The 16,477-nt window shown below is 71.3% G+C and carries 16 protein-coding genes, 3 tRNA genes and 1 pseudogene; 6 read left to right on the top strand and 14 right to left on the bottom strand.

Annotation, left to right across the window (positions count from 1 at the left end):
• Positions 1-180: 180 nt before the first annotated feature.
• Positions 181-1,029 (top strand): DUF3152 domain-containing protein, encoded by an 849-nt coding sequence (locus N865_RS03095; protein ID WP_157557539.1) that lies wholly within the window; start codon positions 181-183, stop codon positions 1,027-1,029.
• A 105-nt stretch (positions 1,030-1,134) separates the two neighbouring features.
• Here the strand turns inward: N865_RS03095 and N865_RS03090 are convergent, their stop codons facing one another.
• The 7 genes from N865_RS03090 to N865_RS03060 all read right to left on the bottom strand — a co-directional run bounded on the left by N865_RS03090 (position 1,135) and on the right by N865_RS03060 (position 8,006).
• A complete protein-coding gene (locus tag N865_RS03090) occupies positions 1,135-2,337 on the bottom strand; it encodes a thiolase family protein (RefSeq protein WP_034801523.1) in 1,203 nt (400 codons plus the stop codon).
• 346 nt (positions 2,338-2,683) lie between these two features.
• Complete coding sequence (gene ggt, locus N865_RS03085; protein WP_034801522.1) at positions 2,684-4,543, bottom strand: gamma-glutamyltransferase; 1,860 nt, start codon at positions 4,541-4,543, stop codon at positions 2,684-2,686.
• A gap of 625 nt (positions 4,544-5,168) precedes the next feature.
• Positions 5,169-5,888 carry a 50S ribosomal protein L1 gene (rplA, locus tag N865_RS03080; protein ID WP_034801520.1) on the bottom strand — a complete coding sequence of 240 codons (720 nt, stop codon included), beginning with the start codon at positions 5,886-5,888 and terminating at the stop codon, positions 5,169-5,171.
• 149 nt (positions 5,889-6,037) lie between these two features.
• Positions 6,038-6,469: a 50S ribosomal protein L11 gene (rplK, locus tag N865_RS03075; RefSeq protein ID WP_034801518.1), complete on the bottom strand. Its 432-nt coding sequence runs from the start codon at positions 6,467-6,469 to the stop codon at positions 6,038-6,040.
• An 83-nt stretch (positions 6,470-6,552) separates the two neighbouring features.
• The gene (gene nusG, locus N865_RS03070) at positions 6,553-7,431 is read right to left on the bottom strand and encodes a transcription termination/antitermination protein NusG (RefSeq protein ID WP_034801515.1); all 879 of its coding nucleotides are present in this window, start codon (positions 7,429-7,431) and stop codon (positions 6,553-6,555) included.
• A 76-nt stretch (positions 7,432-7,507) separates the two neighbouring features.
• Entirely contained in the window at positions 7,508-7,777 is a 270-nt protein-coding gene (gene secE / locus N865_RS03065; RefSeq protein ID WP_034801513.1) for a preprotein translocase subunit SecE, read from the bottom strand.
• A 156-nt stretch (positions 7,778-7,933) separates the two neighbouring features.
• Positions 7,934-8,006, bottom strand: a tRNA-Trp gene (locus N865_RS03060).
• Between the two features lie 270 nt (positions 8,007-8,276).
• On the opposite strand from N865_RS03060, the gene N865_RS03055 reads away from it, so the two are divergent.
• The 4 genes from N865_RS03055 (at position 8,277) to N865_RS03040 (ending at position 12,074) form a co-directional block, all read left to right on the top strand.
• Positions 8,277-9,623, top strand: coding sequence for a PLP-dependent aminotransferase family protein (locus N865_RS03055; RefSeq protein ID WP_051510024.1), 1,347 nt, complete (start codon positions 8,277-8,279; stop codon positions 9,621-9,623).
• Positions 9,620-10,156, top strand: a complete 537-nt coding sequence (locus N865_RS03050) for a DUF5709 domain-containing protein (protein WP_051510022.1) — start codon at positions 9,620-9,622, stop codon at positions 10,154-10,156. Before N865_RS03055 ends, N865_RS03050 begins: the two co-directional genes overlap by 4 nt.
• A 78-nt stretch (positions 10,157-10,234) precedes the next feature.
• Positions 10,235-11,260 (top strand): adenosine deaminase, encoded by a 1,026-nt coding sequence (locus N865_RS03045; RefSeq protein ID WP_034801510.1) that lies wholly within the window; start codon positions 10,235-10,237, stop codon positions 11,258-11,260.
• Positions 11,261-11,396: 136 nt separating this feature from the next.
• Positions 11,397-12,074 (top strand): DUF4352 domain-containing protein, encoded by a 678-nt coding sequence (locus N865_RS03040; RefSeq protein WP_157557538.1) that lies wholly within the window; start codon positions 11,397-11,399, stop codon positions 12,072-12,074.
• Positions 12,075-12,183: 109 nt separating this feature from the next.
• Here N865_RS03040 and N865_RS03035 read toward each other — a convergent pair whose 3' ends face one another.
• The 6 genes from N865_RS03035 to N865_RS03010 form a co-directional block, all read right to left on the bottom strand.
• Positions 12,184-13,257 (bottom strand): UDP-N-acetylmuramate dehydrogenase, encoded by a 1,074-nt coding sequence (locus tag N865_RS03035; RefSeq protein ID WP_034801506.1) that lies wholly within the window; start codon positions 13,255-13,257, stop codon positions 12,184-12,186.
• A gap of 10 nt (positions 13,258-13,267) precedes the next feature.
• Positions 13,268-13,729 carry a MaoC family dehydratase gene (locus N865_RS03030; RefSeq protein WP_051510020.1) on the bottom strand — a complete coding sequence of 154 codons (462 nt, stop codon included), beginning with the start codon at positions 13,727-13,729 and terminating at the stop codon, positions 13,268-13,270.
• Positions 13,729-14,175 (bottom strand): FAS1-like dehydratase domain-containing protein, encoded by a 447-nt coding sequence (locus tag N865_RS03025; RefSeq protein ID WP_034801504.1) that lies wholly within the window; start codon positions 14,173-14,175, stop codon positions 13,729-13,731. Before N865_RS03025 ends, N865_RS03030 begins: the two co-directional genes overlap by 1 nt.
• Positions 14,176-14,257: 82 nt before the next feature.
• Entirely contained in the window at positions 14,258-14,428 is a 171-nt protein-coding gene (rpmG, locus tag N865_RS03020; protein ID WP_034801502.1) for a 50S ribosomal protein L33, read from the bottom strand.
• A 147-nt stretch (positions 14,429-14,575) separates the two neighbouring features.
• Positions 14,576-14,649, bottom strand: a tRNA-Met gene (locus N865_RS03015).
• A 42-nt stretch (positions 14,650-14,691) separates the two neighbouring features.
• Positions 14,692-14,764 (bottom strand) — tRNA-Thr (locus tag N865_RS03010).
• Between the two features lie 131 nt (positions 14,765-14,895).
• On the opposite strand from N865_RS03010, the gene N865_RS03005 reads away from it, so the two are divergent.
• Positions 14,896-16,236 carry an AI-2E family transporter gene (locus tag N865_RS03005; RefSeq protein ID WP_157557537.1) on the top strand — a complete coding sequence of 447 codons (1,341 nt, stop codon included), beginning with the start codon at positions 14,896-14,898 and terminating at the stop codon, positions 16,234-16,236.
• Positions 16,237-16,261: 25 nt separating this feature from the next.
• On the opposite strand, the pseudogene N865_RS22965 reads toward N865_RS03005, so the two are convergent.
• Positions 16,262-16,477: pseudogene (locus N865_RS22965) on the bottom strand (hypothetical protein); the annotation flags it as partial.

Below are 16,477 nucleotides of genomic sequence, written 5' to 3'. Positions count from 1 at the left end.
TTGGTCGATGATCAGGGTACGTGCTCGGTGCGTCCGCGACCAAATCGAGGGCGGCGGCCACGCGCGCGCAGGCGGCGTCGGGTGGCCAGGGCGGCCTCGCGGACCGGTCATCCGGCCGTCGGTTCCGGCGTGGCGTGGAGCATTCTCGCATTCGCCTCGGCGTTCCCCTAGCGTGGCCCCATGCCGAGTGGTGGGGGTGGGCGCCGAGCTGCGCAGGTGCGTCGTCGACGCCTCGCTGCGAGCCTCGCCGTCGGTCTCTGCATCGCCGCCGACGTGTGGTCGGTCGCGAGGGCCGACGAGCAGGCTCCTCCACCGATGGGTGAGGTGGCCACGCTGGCGCGCTACTCGTTCGAGGTCGGGACGCGGCCGGTCGGGAGCGGGACGGACCCGGCCGACGCGGCTGAGAGCGTGCCTGCGGACACCGGCGCGACGGTCACTGCGGCGGCGAAGGCCGGCGCCGCGCGCGTCGTCGAGCGCGGCAGCGGCACCTTCACCGTCGTCGACGTGCCAGCGAGCGCCGTCCGTGCCACGACGTCGTCGGGCCGCCTCGTGCGCTACACGGTCGAGATCGAGGGTGGCCTCGGCGTGAACCCGACCGAGGTGGCGACGACCGTCGCGACCGTCCTGGGCGACCCTCGCGGCTGGCAGACCCGCGACGGCGTGCGTTTCGTCAACGTCTCCGCCGCGGCGGCAGCGGGCGGTGCAGACGTCGACCTGAGGATCACCCTGGCCAGTCCCGACACGACCGACCAGCTGTGTGCCCCGCTCCAGACCCGCGGTCAGGTCAGCTGCCACAACGGCGGCCGGGTCGTGCTCAACCTCCGGCGCTGGCAGCTCGGCGCCGACGCCTACGGCGCGGATGTCGCGACATACCGGATCTACCTCGTCAACCACGAGGTCGGCCACGGCATCGGACACGGGCACGCCTACTGCGCGGGGCCGGGGAAGGTGGCCCCGGTGATGATGCAGCAGACCTACGGCCTCAAGGGCTGCACGGCGTGGCCGTGGCCCACCCCGAAGGCCGCCTGACCTCGGGGATCGACCTCTGCACGCATGACGAGGAGCGGTGGCTCGACCCCGCCCCTCGATCCCGCCCCTCGATCCCGCCCCTCGACCCCGCCCCTCGAGCGGCGGTCAGCCGGTGACGTTCTCGAGGACGACGGCCAGGCCCTGACCGACCCCGATGCAGATGCAGGCGACTCCCCAGCGGCCACCGCCGCGGTGCAGGCTCCGGGCGAGGGTGCCGAGCACGCGCCCTCCCGAGGCCCCGAGCGGGTGGCCGATGGCGATCGCCCCACCCCGACCGTTGACGATCTCAGGGTCGACCGGCCACGCATCCAGGCAGGCCAGCGACTGCGCGGCGAAGGCCTCGTTCAGCTCGACGGCCGACACGTCGGCCCAGGTGATGCCCGCGCGGGCCAACGCGCGGTTCGCGGCCTCCACCGGGGCGTACCCGAAGAAATGCGGCTCGAGCGCGCTCGACGCCCGACCCGCGATCCGGGCCACGGGGTCGAGGCCGAGGCGCTCGTGCGCGGCCAGGCTGCCGAGCAGGACGGCGGACGCGCCGTCGTTGAGCGGCGACGCATTGCCGGCCGTCACCGTGCCTCCGTCCGTGACCGACCGGAAGACCGTCTTGAGGCCGGCGAGCCGCTCGACCGTCGTGTCGGGCCGGATCGACTCGTCACGGGCCAGGTCCACTCCGGGCACCGCGACGACGAGGTCGTCGTAGAACCCGTCGTCCCAGGCCGCCGCGGCCAGCTCGTGCGACCGGGCCGCGAACGCGTCCTGCCGATCGCGCGTGATCCCGTACCTCTCGCGCAGCTGCTCGGTCGCCTCCCCCAACGACACCGTCCACTCGGGCGGCATCGCGGGGTTGACGAGCCGCCACCCCAACGTCGTGGAGGACAGGGCGAGGTCGCCCGCGGGATAGGGTCGGTCGGTCTTCGGCAGCACCCACGGCGCCCGGGACATCGACTCGACACCACCGACGATGACGACGTCGGCCTCGCCGGTCGCGATCTGCCGCGACCCGATCATCGCCGCGTCGAGGCTCGACCCGCAGAGCCGGTTCACCGTCGAGCCGGGAACGGACGTCGGGAGGCCCGCGAGGAGCGATGCCATGCGCGCCACGTTGCGGTTCTCCTCGCCCGCCCCGTTCGCGTTGCCGAGCACGACCTCGTCGACCTGCGTCGCGCCCTCGCCCCGCAGACCCGGCGCCCGCGCGACGATCTCCCTGACCACCAGTGCCGCGAGGTCGTCCGGCCGGATCCCCGCGAGGGCGCCGCCGTAGCGACCGAACGGCGTGCGGACCGCGTCGTAGACGAACGCTTCGGGCATTGCGGCTCTCCTCCACATCGACCCCGACCGCTACCAGGGCCGGGCGAGCCCCGATCCTACGACCCCTCCCAGACGGTCCGACGAGACGTATGCCGCTGGGTCCAAACCCCCGGCCCGCGCGGCCTCCCAACGTGCCGAGCAGCATACGAGAGGGCACGGGGCCTGACGGCGCGAGCGGCATCGGCGGCGGCCGGCTCACAGAAGCGGAAACCTCAACGCGAACCGGCCGCCGACGCTCTCGCCGCGAGGGCCGTCGGGCGTCGGGCCCGCCCGGCCCGCGCACGTGGGCCACGCCCGAGCCGAGAGGGCCGACGGGCTGCACGCCCGCCGACCCTCACGACATGCGTCACGGTTGCGGCTGCACCACCATGGCCGACCCACCCCCGCGACGGACCGTCTCGGCCGCGGCCTCGAACTGGCCGTCGCTGAGAGCCCGGATGGCGGTGACCGCCCCGATCTCTCCGGCATTGCTCAGCTTGTGGCCGAGCGAGACGAGACCGGCGGCCGCGTCACCCGAGAGGAGCGCCGGCTCGGCACCCTCGCTCGAGCCGTTGCGCGACGACAGCCTCGGGGCCGCGATGGCGTCGACGAGCGGGAGACCGCGGTCAAGGTAACCGAGGATCGTCTGGCTCGTCGACGTGATGATCGTCGCCCCACCCGGTGACCCGACGGCGAGGAACGGCTTGCCGTCGTCGAGCAGGATCGTCGGGCTCATCGAGGAACGCGGTCGCTTGCCCGGCCCCGGGAGGTTCGGGTCGGGCACGCCGGGCGTGAGCGGCGTGAAGTTGAAGTCCGTCAGCTCGTTGTTGAGCAGGAACCCGTAGCCCGGCACCGTGATGCCCGAGCCGCCGGTCTGCTCGATCGTCAGGGTGTACGAGGCGACGTCGCCCCACCGGTCCATGACCGTCAGATGGCTCGTCGAAAGGCCCTCGCGGGGCGAGGGCTGCGCTGCGACTCCGGGAGCGCATGACCTGTAGCTGCCGTCGGGAGACCCGAACGGGATCGGCCGGGGCTGGGCCGCAGACGGGCTGAACAGGCAGGCCCGCTCGGCCGCGAAGCCGCGGCTCGTCAGCTCGGCCACCGGAACCCCGGGGACGTCACCGACATACCGGTTGCGGTCGGCGAACGCCGTCGCCGAGGCTTCCGAGAAGCGGTGGAGGTAGTCGACCTGAGACAGCGATCCTGTCGGGACCCCGGTGCGCTCCTCGTACGCCGCCATCAGGTTGAGGATCTCCGCCACCGCGATGCCGCCCGAGCTCGGCACGGGCATGCCGTAGACGTCGAAGCCCTTGTACTGCGAGTGGATCGGGGCCTTGGCCAGCGCTCGGTAGTCCCGTAGGTCGTTCATCGTCAGCTGCCCGGGCATGACCGGCATCCCGGGCACGGTGTGCGGTGCGTTGGACTCGTTGACGATCGCCTGGCCGAGCGGACCGTCGTAGAGCGCCGAGACGCCCTGGGTGCGCAGGGTCCGGTAGGCCCGAGCCATGTCCGGGTTCGTGAAGGTCGAGCCGACCGCGGGCGCCTGCCCGCCCGGGAGGAAGACCCGAGCCGTCTCGGGGAACCGCGCGAACCGTGCCGCGTTGGCCACGGTCTGGTCGTGGAAGGTCTGGTCGACGACGAATCCCTGGGCTGCGAGGCGCTCGGCCGGCTTCAGCGCGTCGTTGAGCGAGAGCGTGCCGAAGTCGCGCAGGGCCTTGTCCCAGAGGGCCGGCGTTCCGGGCACCCCGACCGAGAGGCCGGAGTTGACGACAGTGGTGAAGTCCATCGGCTTACCGCCGCTCGTGAACGTCGTGTCCGTGAAGGTCGACGGGGCCGTCTCCCTGCCGTCGATCGTCGAGACCGCCCCGGTGCGTGCGTCGCGGTAGACGAGGAAGCCGCCACCACCGATGCCGGTGCTGTAAGGCTCGGTCACCCCGAGCGCCGCGGCCGTGGCGATGGCGGCATCGGCCGCGTTGCCACCCCGCGCGAGAACGTCGATGCCCACCTGGGAGGCGTCGCGGTCGACGGAGCTGACCGCTCCCCCGCCCCCGACCATGAGGGGGACCTTCGGCAGGTCGGTCGGGTGGCCGTGCCACCCTCGGTTGGTCGTGGAGCCTGTGCCGCTCGTTCCCGAAGCCGCAGCCTGGGGCGCGATGAGCGCGAGCGGGAGTCCGGTGGCCGTGAGGGCGACCACCCAGCGCCTGTTACGTCTGTTTTGTCGACTCATCTGTCGAAAGTAGACCCGCAGACCCACCCGAGCGGGCCGAGAGCCCCGCCCAGTTCCGGGCGAGCTCCGAGAGGCGAAGGGATCCGCGCACCCCAGACCACAACAAGTCCGCCCCGGCGAAGAAGATCCGGCCATCCGGGCCGAAACCCCAGAACAAGTCCGCCCCGGCGAACAAATCCAGGCGATCCGGGCCGAAACCCCAGAACAAGTCCGCCCCGGCCGAGTTGGTGAGGCGCGACGACGAACCAAGGCGATGACGATTCGGTGAAGGGGCAACGCGCGTCACCATCCGCAGGTGCTTCGTCTGCCGGGGCGAGCGGCATCGGCGGCGGGCGGCGTTCGCCGGAAGGTCACAATCGCGACGAACCGGCCGTCGACGCTCTCGCCGCGAGTGCCAGCAGGCGACGCGCCGCCCCAGCCCAACGGCACGCGCTCTCGCCGCGAGCGCCGGCAGGCGACGCACCCCCCAGCCCAACGGCACGCGCTCTCGCCGCGAGCCTCGGGAGGCGACTCACCCGCCGCGAGCGCCGGCAGGCGACGCACCGCCTCAGCCCAACGGCATACGCAGATGCCGAGAGCCCGCCACCCACGAGGGGTGACGGGCTCTCGGCAGAAGCTCAGGCGATCAGGCCTGTGCGTCCTCCTCGACGAGGAGGTTGCGCGTCTTGGAGAAGTCGAGCGGGATGCCCGGGCCCATCGTCGTGGAGACGGTGGCCTTCTCGATGTAGCGGCCCTTGGAGGAGGACGGCTTGAGACGGAGGATCTCCTCGAGCGCGGCGGCGTAGTTCTCGACGAGCTTGGCCTCGTCGAAGGAGACCTTGCCGATGATGAAGTGGAGGTTGGCGTGCTTGTCGACGCGGAACTCGATCTTGCCGCCCTTGATGTCGGTGACGGCCTTGGCGACGTCCATCGTCACGGTGCCGGTCTTCGGGTTCGGCATGAGGCCGCGCGGGCCGAGGACCTTGCCGAGACGACCGACCTTGCCCATGAGGTCGGGCGTGGCGACGACGGCGTCGAAGTCGAGCCAGCCGCCGGCGACCTTCTCGAGGAGGTCGTCCGAGCCGACGAAGTCGGCGCCGGCCTCACGGGCGGCGTCGGCCTTGTCGCCGTTGGCGAAGACGAGGACGCGGGCGGTCTTGCCCGTGCCGTGCGGGAGGTTGACCGTGCCGCGGACGGCCTGGTCGGCCTTGCGCGGGTCGACGCCGAGGCGCATGGCGACCTCGACGGTCTCGTCGTACTTCGCCTTGGCGGTCTGCTTCGCGACGCGGACGGCCTCGAGGGGCGCGTAGATCTTGCCGGGCGTGATGAGCTCGGCGGCGGCGCGGTAGTTCTTGCTGCGCTTCATTTCTGCTCCTGATGGTTTCCTGGTGGAGTCGTGGTGACGGACCAGCGCTGGTCCTCCCACGTGGGCCCGCTCCCTCGGCCGTATGCCGCTGGGCGGGCCCACCGGCGCGAGCTGGCTCGCGCCGGTGGTCGAGCTCGAACCGGGTCGGCTCAGAGCTCGGTGTCGATGCCCATCGAACGAGCGGTGCCGGCGATGATGCGGGCCGCCATCTCCTCGTCGTGGGCGTTGAGGTCCTCCATCTTCGTGCGGGCGATCTCGAGGACCTGCTCGCGCGAGAGCTTGGCGACCTTGGTCTTGTGGGGCTCGCCGGAGCCCTTGGCGACGCCGGCAGCCTTCTTGATGAGCTCGGCGGCCGGGGGCGTCTTGGTGACGAACGTGAACGAGCGGTCTTCGTAGACCGTGATCTCGACCGGGATGACGTTGCCACGCTGGGCCTCCGTCGCGGCGTTGTACGCCTTGACGAACTCCATGATGTTGACGCCGTGCTGACCGAGCGCCGGGCCGACGGGCGGGGCCGGGGTGGCCGCACCGGCCTGGATCTGCAGCTTGATGAAGCCGGCGACCTTCTTCTTGGGGGGCATGGTTCCTTGCCTTCTTGGTGGGTGGGCCTACGCCGTGGGCGATGACCCGGTTGCAGCGTCCTTGCGGACCGGACGTCCTTCGGTCAGATCTTGGCGACCTGGGAGAAGGAGAGCTCGACCGGGGTCTCCCGGCCGAAGATCGAGACGAGCACCTTGAGCTTCTGCGTGTCGGTGTTGATCTCGGAGATCGTGGCGGGGAGGGTCTCGAACGGACCCTCCATGACGGTGACGGACTCGCCGACCTCGAAGTCGACGACGGCGGCCGTCTTCGGGGCTGCGGAGGCAGCGGCGGCGCCGGACTCGCCCTTGGCGGCGGCCGTCTCCAGGTTGGGGGCAAGCATCGTGAAGACCTCGTCGATCGACAGCGGCACCGGCTGGTGCGCGTTGCCGACGAAGCCGGTGACGCCCGGGGTGTGGCGCACGGCGCCCCAGCTCTCGTCGGTGAGGTCCATGCGGACGAGGACGTATCCGGGCATCCGGACGCGGCGGACGAGCTTCTTCTGCCCGTTCTTGATCTCGGTGACCTCCTCCATGGGGACCTCGATCTCGAAGATGAAGTCCTCCATGTTGAGGGTCTGGATGCGCGTCTCGAGGTTGGTCTTGACCCGGTTCTCGTAGCCCGCGTAGGAGTGGATGACGTACCAGTCGCCGAAGCGCGAGCGGAGGTCGGCCTTGAAGGCGGCGACGGGGTCGACCTCGGCCTCGGCCTCAGCGGCAGGCGCGTCGGCCCCGTCCGCGGCGGTCTCGACGGACTCGGTCTCGACGGACTCGGCCTCGACGAACTCAGGCTCGACGAACCCGGTCTCGACGGACTCTGCCTGGACGGACTCGGTCTCGGTGGCGTCGGCAGCGTCCGAGGCGTCGACCTGCGAGGCGACACCGGACTCGGCGCCGAGGTCCTCGACGTCGCTCTCGATGTGCTCGGTGCTCGCTGCGCCCTCGGGGGCGATCTGCTCGGACACGCTCTGACCTACTTCCTTGCTGGTGGTCCAGCCTCTCGGGCTGGTGCTGACTTCCGTGGGCCGGCCACGGGCGACCTCAGATCGGGGTGCCCGTGAGGACCCAGGAGATGAGCTTGCTCAGGCCGAAGTCGAGGACCGACACGAGCGCCATCATGATGACGACGAAGACGACGACGACCGTGGTGTAGCGGACGAGCTCGGGACCCGTCGGGCGCACGACCTTGCGCAACTCGTCGAGGATCTGGCGCACGAAGAGGCTCACCGCGCCGAAGAACCGAGAAACGGGGTTGCCGCCACGGGTCCTGTCAGCCCGGCCGGACCCGCGCTTGGCGCTCGTCTCCGTCACGATTCCTTCTTTCTGCCTGGGTACCCGGCCCGCGACAGGTGCCCAGGACGCTGGGCTGAGCCGCGTGCCGCCATCTGCACGACGACCATGTGCGCCGATGCAACCGCATCGACGCGGACACCACCGTCGACGCCTGGTGGACGTCGACCGGATGCGCAGGGCAAGAGGGACTCGAACCCCCAACCGCTGGTTTTGGAGACCAGAGCTCTACCAATTGAGCTATTGCCCTTTGCCGAGACCGGTGGGTGCCTCGGCTGGGTGGACGGCACGCGCCAGCGTGGCCAGCGGCAGCCGTCCGAAGGAAGATCATACGGGACATCAGGGGCCATGGCGAACCGGCCCCGTGAGGACCTGCCGGACCGCCGCCGAAGACCTGCCGAAACCCGACGGAGACGTAGCCGACACCCACTCGCGGGCCGTCGCGTCCACGTCGGGCGCCAGGCACCCGGCATACGGACCGTCCTGCCACGACGCCGCGAAGGAGTGGGAGGATCGGGAGGTGACCGACCCGCGCACCCCCCTTGCGTCCCTGTCCGACGACGAGCTGGCCGGCTTCCTCGCCGAGCAGCAGGAGGCCTACGCGGCGTTGCGCGCCCGGGGCCTCAAGCTCGACCTGACGCGGGGCAAGCCCGCGCCGGCCCAGCTCGACCTGTCCAACGACCTGCTCCACCTGCCGAGCACGGCCACGGACCGCGACGGTGTCGACGTGCGCAACTACGGCGGCCTCGAGGGCCTCGCCCAGCTCCGCGAGATCTTCGCCGAGCTGCTCTGGACCTCCCCCGACCAGGTCATCTGCGGGGGCAACTCCAGCCTGACGATGATGTACTCCACCATCGTCGACTTCCTCCTCTTCGGGGGCGTCGACTCGCCCCGGCCGTGGTCGCAGGAGGAGAAGGTCCGCTTCATCTGCCCCGTCCCCGGCTACGACCGGCACTTCTCGATGCTCGCGTCGTTCGGCATCGAGATGGTCACCGTCGACATGCACCAGGACGGTCCCGACATGCCGGCCGTCGAGGCGCTCGTCAAGGACGACCCGAGCATCAAGGGCATCTGGATCGTGCCGACCTACGCCAACCCGTCCGGCGCCGTCGTCTCGCAGGAGGTCGCCGCACGCCTCGCCGCGATGCCGACCGCGGCGCCCGACTTCACGATCTTCTGGGACAACGCCTACGCGTTCCACCACCTCACCGAGGTCGAGGCGAAGAGCGCCGACATCCTCACGCTCGCGGCGGCCTCCGGGCACCCGAACCGGCCGATCATGTTCGCCTCGACGTCGAAGATCACCTTCGCGGGTGCCGGCGTCGCCGTCCTCGCCGCGTCGAAGCCCGTCATCGCGTGGTACCTCAAGCACCTGTCGATGGGCTCCATCGGGCCCGACAAGGTCAACCATCTGCGGCACGTCGAGTTCTTCGGGGATGCCGAAGGGGTCCGCGCCCACATGCGCAAGCACCGCGAGATCATCGCCCCGAAGTTCGCCGCGGTCGACGAGGCCCTGACGTCGGGCCTCGCGGGCCTGGGCGTGGCCGAGTGGACCCGCCCGACCGGCGGCTACTTCGTCAACCTCGACGTCCTCGACGGCACCGCCTCCCGCGTCGTCGCGCTCGCCAAGGAGGCGGGCATCGCCCTGACGCCCGCCGGTTCGTCCTTCCCGCTCGGCCACGACCCGCGCGACCGCAACATCCGCCTCGCACCGACGTTCCCGGTGCTCGACGAGGTGCGCACGGCCATGGCCGGCGTGGCGACCTGCGTCGCGCTCGCCGCGGCCGAGAAGATCACGGCAGACCGGTCGGGTCCCACCGAGGACGACGCGACAGGCGTGCAGCAGACCGAAGGAGTGGCCCGATGACCAGCGATGTGCCCAACGAGAACCTCGACGACGACCTGACCAGCTACAGCGTCGACGACGAGGACCAGCTCCAGCCCGAGGACACCCTCGACGCCGACGACGTCGACGACGCCCTCGACCGGGGGTACTCCCCGAGCGAGAGGGCCCAGGGCTCCACCGCCTTCGGCACGACCGCCTACGAGCAGTCCCTCGACGAGACGATCGACCAGCGGATCCAGCAGGAGGTGCCCGACCCCAACTCGGCCTACGGGGCGCCGCTCAACGAGAGCGGTCTCGACGAGGAGCGGGTCGGCGGCGACGACCCCGACTCCATCGACGCCGAGGACGACTGGCTGGGTGACTCCGAGGTGGGCGACGCCCGGGCCGGGCGGCTCGTCGCCGACGACGAGGGCGCCCACGAGGACGAGGAGAGCCAGGTGTGGGCCCGCGACGTGGGTGTCGACGGCGCGGCCGCATCGGCCGAGGAGGCCGCGATGCACATCATCGCCAACACCGGCGGCCCCGCGTCCGACGAGGGCGACGACGAGGGCTGACCCGCTCTCGAGGTCCGGTCGGACGGCGCAGCGGGCCCCCAGGAGCACTCGGGGGTCGGCGATGCCACACTGGCCCGCATGACGCGCTCGGTGCAGGACCTGCCCAAGGCCCACCTGCACCTGCACTTCACCGGCTCGATGCGGGTCGAGACGGTCCGCGACCTCGCCGTGCACCACGGCATCCGGCTGCCCGACGCGCTCCTGACCGCCTGGCCGCCGCACCTCGCCCGGGCGACCGACGAGCGGGGGTGGTTCCGCTTCCAGCGGCTCTACGACGCGGCCCGGGCCTGCGTCCGCGGTGAGTCGGACATGCGCCGGGTCGTGCGCGAGGCGGCTCTGGACGACGCCGCCGAGGGCTCGCGCTGGCTCGAGATCCAGGTCGACCCGACGTCCTACGCCCCGTTCGTGGGCGGGATCACCCCGGCGCTCGAGATCGTCCTCGACGAGGCCAGGGCCGTCTCCGCGTCGGGCCGGATCGGCGTGGCCGTCGTCGTCGCCGCGAGCCGCATGCGCCATCCCCTGGAGGCGCGCACCCTCGCCCGCCTCGCCGCGCGGTATGCCGGTGACGACGCGGGCACGGTCGTCGGCTTCGGCCTGTCCAACGACGAGCGTCGTGGCGTGACGGAGGAGTATGCACCCGCCTTCGCCATCGCGCGTCGGGCGGGGCTCGCGCTCGTCCCGCACGGCGGCGAGCTCCTCGGGGCACAGTCGGTCATGGAGACCCTCGAGCACCTCGCCCCGGACCGCATCGGGCACGGCGTGCGCTGCGTGGAGGATCCGCAGGTCCTCGACGCCGTGGCCGAGGCGGGGGTGACCCTCGAGGTCTGCCCCGGCAGCAACGTCGCGCTCGGGGTCTACGCCGCGGCCGCGGAGGTCCCCCTGCGCCGACTCGTCGACGCCGGGATCGGGATCGCGCTGGGGGCCGACGACCCGCTGCTCTTCGGCAGCCGCCTCGCGGCGCAGTATGCCGCCGCCCGCGACCTCGGCTTCGACGACGCCGGCCTCGCGGCCTTCGCGACGAGCTCCCTGACGGCCAGCAGGGCGCCCGAGCACGTCCGCAAGGCGGCCGTGGCCGACATCGAGACGTGGCTCACGACCACGTGACGCGCTCGGCCATGACCGTGCGTGGCCCGAGTGACCAAACCGGGGCAGAACGGACCGGAGCATCCTCGATGGCTGACCGCGACGACCGCGTCCTGGTTTGCCCCGCGCGCACGTCGGAGGTCATGCTGGTCGGGCCATGACACCTTTGACGACGCCCCAGCACGGCCACCTCGGCGACCCCACGACCACGCTGCGACGCCTCGCCGTAGCCGGCGTCCTCGTGCCGCTGCTCGCGCTCGGCGCCTGCAGCGGTGAGGACGCCGTGACCTCCTCTCCCACCGCCCCCGCCGGAGCGACGACGGCGCCCGGCACATCGACCGGCTCCTCGACGACGTCGAGCGTCCCGACGACGTCGGACACCCCGTCGGCCACGGCGACGCGGACCGACACGAAGATCAACGCGACGATCAAGGACCCGGTCCTCGGGCACACGATCACCGCCGTCACCCTCTCGCGCTCGATCCCGTGGCCCGCCGGCAACCCCGTCAGCGCAGCCAACTTCGAGATCGTCGGGGTGTCGCTGCACAACGTCGCAGGCAAGCGCTACTCGGCGACGATCGACCCGACCATGTTCAGCCTGCAGGTCGGGCCGACCGGGGCCTTCGTCGCTCCGACGACGGAGTTCGGCACGACGTTCGGCACCCCGCTCGCGACCGCGAAGCGCGGCGAGACCAAGGACGGCTGGCTCTTCTTCAAGATCGACAAGGGCTCGACCGGACCCGTGGTCCTCAAGTTCCAGCGCCCGTCGTACAAGGTCACCACGACCAACTCGGCGATCCCCGCCCAGGCCTTCACGGTCAAGCTGAGCGGCTGAGCACGCCACCGCTCGACCACCCCGAGCCTCGCGCGACGCGGAACGGCCCCGGTCCCACTGGACCGGGGCCGTTCCGCGTCGTGCGCTGTCCGCTCGACAGGGAATGCGCTCAGAGGCTCTCGCCGACGAGGACCGGCTCGTTGACCAGCTCGACCCCGAACGCCTCCCGGACCCCGGCGCGGACCTGACGGGCCAGGCCGAGGACGTCCGCGGCCGTCGCGCCGCCGCGGTTCGTGATGGCGAGGGTGTGCTTCGTCGAGAGCGCGGCGGGGCCGGGGAGCCCGAAGCCCTTGCCGAAGCCGGCCTTCTCGATGAGCCAGGCGGCGCTCGTCTTGACCCGGCCGTCCTGCTCCGGGAAGCGCGGCGGGGTCGGAGCATCGAAGCCCAGCCGCTGCGCCGCGCGCTCCGCGAACGCGTCGAACTCGTCGCGGGTCAGGATCGGGTTGGTGAAGAAGGACCCGCACGACCACGTGTCGGGGTCGTCGACGTCGAGGACCATCCCGCGGCGCCGACGCTGCTCGAGGACGGCCTCGCGCGCGTCCGACAACGGCACCCGGGCGCCGAGGTCGACCCCGAGACCGTCGGCGAGGGCGGCATACGCGATGGGACGGCAGAGATCGGCGAGCTCGAACTGGAACAGGACGTCGAGGACGACGTAGCGGTCGGTCCCCTTGAAGCGCGAGTGACGGTAGGTGAACCTGCAGTCGGCGTTGAAGAACGTCTTGACGGCCTGTTCCTCGCGGTCCCACGTGCGCACCTGGGCGATCGTCTGGGACACGTCCTGGCCGTAGGCGCCGACGTTCTGCAGGGGGGTCGCCCCCGTCAGGCCAGGTATGCCGCTCAGCCCCTCGACGCCGGCCCACCCCTCGTCGACGGCGCGGGCGACAACGTCGTCCCAGACCTCGCCGGCCGCGACGCGGACGACGGCGCCGCCGCAGGCGTCCGCCGACTCGGGCGTGATCCCGCTCGTCGCGACGCGCACGACGGTCCCGGCAAAGCCGGCGTCGGAGACGACGAGGTTGGACCCGCCGGACACGACGAGGAGCGGCTCGTCGGCATCGTCGACCTCACGGACGGCGTCGACGAGCTCGTCGGTCGTCTCCACGGTGACGACGCGGGCGGCCGGACCGCCGACCCGCATCGTCGTCAGCGTCGACAAGGGGACGTCGTGGTGCTCCTGCACGGTCTGCCGCTCAGTCGAGCCGGGCCACGGCGAGGGCCCGACCGAGGACCTTCTCGCCGGCTGCGGTCGCCGTGAGCTCGACGGTGACCCTGCGGGTCTCCGGGTCGACGGCCTTGACGACTCCCGAGACCTCGAGGTCGGCACCCGACTCGTAGGGGACGACGACGGGCTTGGTGAAGCGCACGCCGTAGTCGACGACGCGTCCGGCGTCGCCGACCCAGTCGGTGACGACCGTGGCCGCCGCGCCCATCGTGAACATGCCGTGGGCGATGACGTCAGGCAGGCCGACGCCCTTCGCGAAGCGCTCGTCCCAGTGGATCGGGTTGCGGTCGAGCGACGCGCCGGCGTACCGGACGAGCGTCGCCCGGTCGATGTGGATCGTCTTCGGGGGCAGGACGTCGCCGACCGCGACGTCCGCGAACGTGCGCACGGCGGGGCTGGTGGGCTCGGTCCGGGACTGGTCTGCGGCCATCACTCTGCTCCTCGGATGACGATCGTCGACGTGGCCGTGCAGACGGCCTCTCCCGCCTCGGTGGCGAGCTCGGTGCGGGTCGTGACCATCGCGTGGCCACCGGCCTCACGGACGGCGTCGACGTGGAGCGTCCCGGTGATCGCGTCGCCGGCTGTGAGCGGACGGTGGTGGGTAAACTTCTGCTCGCCGTGGACGACGCGCGAGAAGTCGATCCCGGCCTCGGGGTCGCGGATCAGCTGCGCATCGCACTGCTGCGCGATGAGGACCGCGAAGGTCGGCGGCGCGATGACGTCGGCGTATCCGCGCGAGCGGGCCACCGCGGCGTCGGTGTGGACCGGGTCGGCCGAGCCGACCGCCTCGGCGAACTCTCGGATCTTGGCGGCACTGACCGTGTAGGTCTCGGTGGGCGGGTACACCCGCCCCTGGAAGTCTGCGTTCACCGGCATACGCGCACCCTATCCACGGGAGGAACGAAACCGCTCCCCCGGCCGGGGGCCGAGGGAGCGGTCGAAGCGTTGGGGCGCTGGGTCAGCGCGTCTCGCGGTGCTCCGTGTGCTTGCCGCACTTCGGGCAGAACTTGTTCATCGCGAGGCGGTCGGGGTTGTTCCGACGGTTCTTCTTCGTGATGTAGTTGCGGTCCTTGCAGTCCACGCACGCCATGGTGATCTTCGGACGGACGTCGGTGCTCTTGCTGGCCACGGCAACCTGCTCTTTCGGGAACGTACTGAATCGGGTCTTGCGACGGGCTCCGCGCCGCGTCGCAAGACGACACGCAGGCGCGACAGTCAAGATTACGCGACACCGGGCCATTCGAGAAATCGAGCTCGAGCCCGGTTCGCGCCTCGGTAGCGGGAGCGGGGCTCGATCCCGCGACCTCACGATTATGAGTCGTGCGCTCTAACCAGCTGAGCTACCCCGCCATGGGCTGTCGTGCCGCTCGCACGGAGCGGCCGACCGACCAGAGCCCCAATAGGGAATCGAACCCTAGACCTTTTCCTTACCATGGAAACGCTCTGCCGACTGAGCTATTGGGGCGAGACCGGCGCCTTGAGAACGTCGCCGCGGCCGGTCTGTTGCGTCGGTGAGACTACACGCTTCCGGGCGCGGATACGAAATCGAGAATGTCCCAACTGCGCCCGGGCCCTTGCTCCTGAGAGGATCGAGGCATGACCGGACTCGACACGGGTGAGGCCCCCGACCCGGTTCCGGGTGTCCGGGCCGATGGAGACGGCCCAGACGGACGCATGCACGACATCGCCCCCTCGCTGCGCAAGGACCCTCCGCAGATCCCTGAGGACGCGATGGACGTGCGGATCCACTTCGACCGGACCAGCCTCTGGCGGGCCGGGTGGATCCTCGTGGTCGTCGTCGCCCTGGCCGCGTTCGGCAGGTGGGTCCTCGACGATGCCGGCACGGTCATCTTCACGCTCGTCATGTCCCTGCTCGCCTCGATCGCCATGGAGCCGGCGGTCTCCAGGCTCGGCCGGTCGATGCGCCGCGGCCTCGCGACCGGCATCGTCATGCTCGGCGTCCTGCTCTTCAGCATCGTCTTCCTGATCTCGTTCGGCCGGCTCCTCGGCGAGCAGCTCGCCACGTTCGCGAAGTCCATCCCGCAGCTCATCGCGGACCTCACGGCCTGGGCCAACGAGCGGTTCGGGCTCAAGCTCGACTACACGACCCTCGTCGAGACCTTCGGGGTCACCTCGTCGACCATCGCCAACGCCGCCCAGGGGCTCGCCGGTGGCCTCATCGGGGTGATCGGCGCCATCGTCTCCACGGCCGGGAGCCTGCTGACCTTCTCGTTCTTCACCTTCTACTTCTCCGCCGACGGCCCGCGACTGCGCCGCTGGGTGGCCCGTCTCGTCCCGCCGCGGCGGCAGCAGGTCTTCGTCGTCGCCTGGGACCTCGCCGTGGCCAAGACCGGCGGCTACATCTCGGCGCGGCTCGTCCTCGCGACGATCTGCGGGTCGCTCGCCGCGGTCTTCATGCTCATCATCGGGATGGACTACTGGCTCGCCCTCGGCATCTGGACGGGGCTCGTGGCCCAGTTCGTCCCGACCATCGGCACCTACATCGCGATCGCCCTGCCGGTCGTCATCGGCCTCATCGGCGACGAGCCCTGGCAGGGGCTCGCAGTCCTCGCCTTCGCCCTCGTCTACCAGCAGGTCGAGAACGTCACGCTCGAGCCGCGCATCTCGGCGGAGGCCGTCGACATGCACCCGGCGGTGTCCTTCGGCGCGGTCATGTTCGGCGCCGCGCTCTTCGGCGTGGCCGGGGCGTTCGTCGCCGTGCCCATGGCGGCGCTCATGCTCGCGCTCTTCGAGATCTACTCCAACAAGTACGAGCTGCTCCCGCACATCGCCGAGCCCCAGCCGGGCGAGGCCCGCTGGAGGGAGGACGGCGACGACCCTGACGGCCCCGGCGGCGCCCCTCGCGAACCGGTCCGGCGCGCTCGGAGGATGACCATCCCGAGGCCAACGGGGCGGCGCCGCCACACCCCCGCCTGACGCCGCCCGGACGGCCAGGCCCGGCTCACTCGGTGTCCTCGGCGTCGAGGTCGCGCAGCGCCGTCTCCGCAGCCTCCTCCTCGGCCTCGCGCGCATCCCGTATGCCGCTCGCCTCGGTGAGCTCGGACGTGACCCTGGCGAGGCGGTCCCGAGCCGTCGCGAGCTGACGCTCGAGGTCGGCGATGCCCTCGGTGACCTCCTCCTGGCGGGCGCTGAGGACCGCCACCTGCCGGTCCGCGGT

Origin of the sequence: Intrasporangium oryzae NRRL B-24470 (genome assembly GCF_000576595.1) — a bacterium.
Taxonomy (GTDB): Bacteria; Actinomycetota; Actinomycetes; order Actinomycetales; family Dermatophilaceae; genus Intrasporangium_C; species Intrasporangium_C oryzae.
This window is presented reverse-complemented; position numbering and strand designations above follow the sequence as displayed.

Coding starts and splice junctions, on each gene's coding strand:
- N865_RS03095 (WP_157557539.1), top strand. CDS start 181: ATGCCGAGTGGTGGGGGTGGGCGCCGAGCTGCGCAGGTGCGTCGTCGA.
- N865_RS03090 (WP_034801523.1), bottom strand. CDS start 2,337: ATGCCCGAAGCGTTCGTCTACGACGCGGTCCGCACGCCGTTCGGTCGC.
- ggt (WP_034801522.1), bottom strand. CDS start 4,543: ATGAGTCGACAAAACAGACGTAACAGGCGCTGGGTGGTCGCCCTCACG.
- rplA (WP_034801520.1), bottom strand. CDS start 5,888: ATGAAGCGCAGCAAGAACTACCGCGCCGCCGCCGAGCTCATCACGCCC.
- rplK (WP_034801518.1), bottom strand. CDS start 6,469: ATGCCCCCCAAGAAGAAGGTCGCCGGCTTCATCAAGCTGCAGATCCAG.
- N865_RS03050 (WP_051510022.1), top strand. CDS start 9,620: ATGACCAGCGATGTGCCCAACGAGAACCTCGACGACGACCTGACCAGC.
- N865_RS03045 (WP_034801510.1), top strand. CDS start 10,235: ATGACGCGCTCGGTGCAGGACCTGCCCAAGGCCCACCTGCACCTGCAC.
- N865_RS03040 (WP_157557538.1), top strand. CDS start 11,397: ATGACACCTTTGACGACGCCCCAGCACGGCCACCTCGGCGACCCCACG.
- N865_RS03030 (WP_051510020.1), bottom strand. CDS start 13,729: ATGGCCGCAGACCAGTCCCGGACCGAGCCCACCAGCCCCGCCGTGCGC.
- N865_RS03025 (WP_034801504.1), bottom strand. CDS start 14,175: ATGCCGGTGAACGCAGACTTCCAGGGGCGGGTGTACCCGCCCACCGAG.
- N865_RS03005 (WP_157557537.1), top strand. CDS start 14,896: ATGACCGGACTCGACACGGGTGAGGCCCCCGACCCGGTTCCGGGTGTC.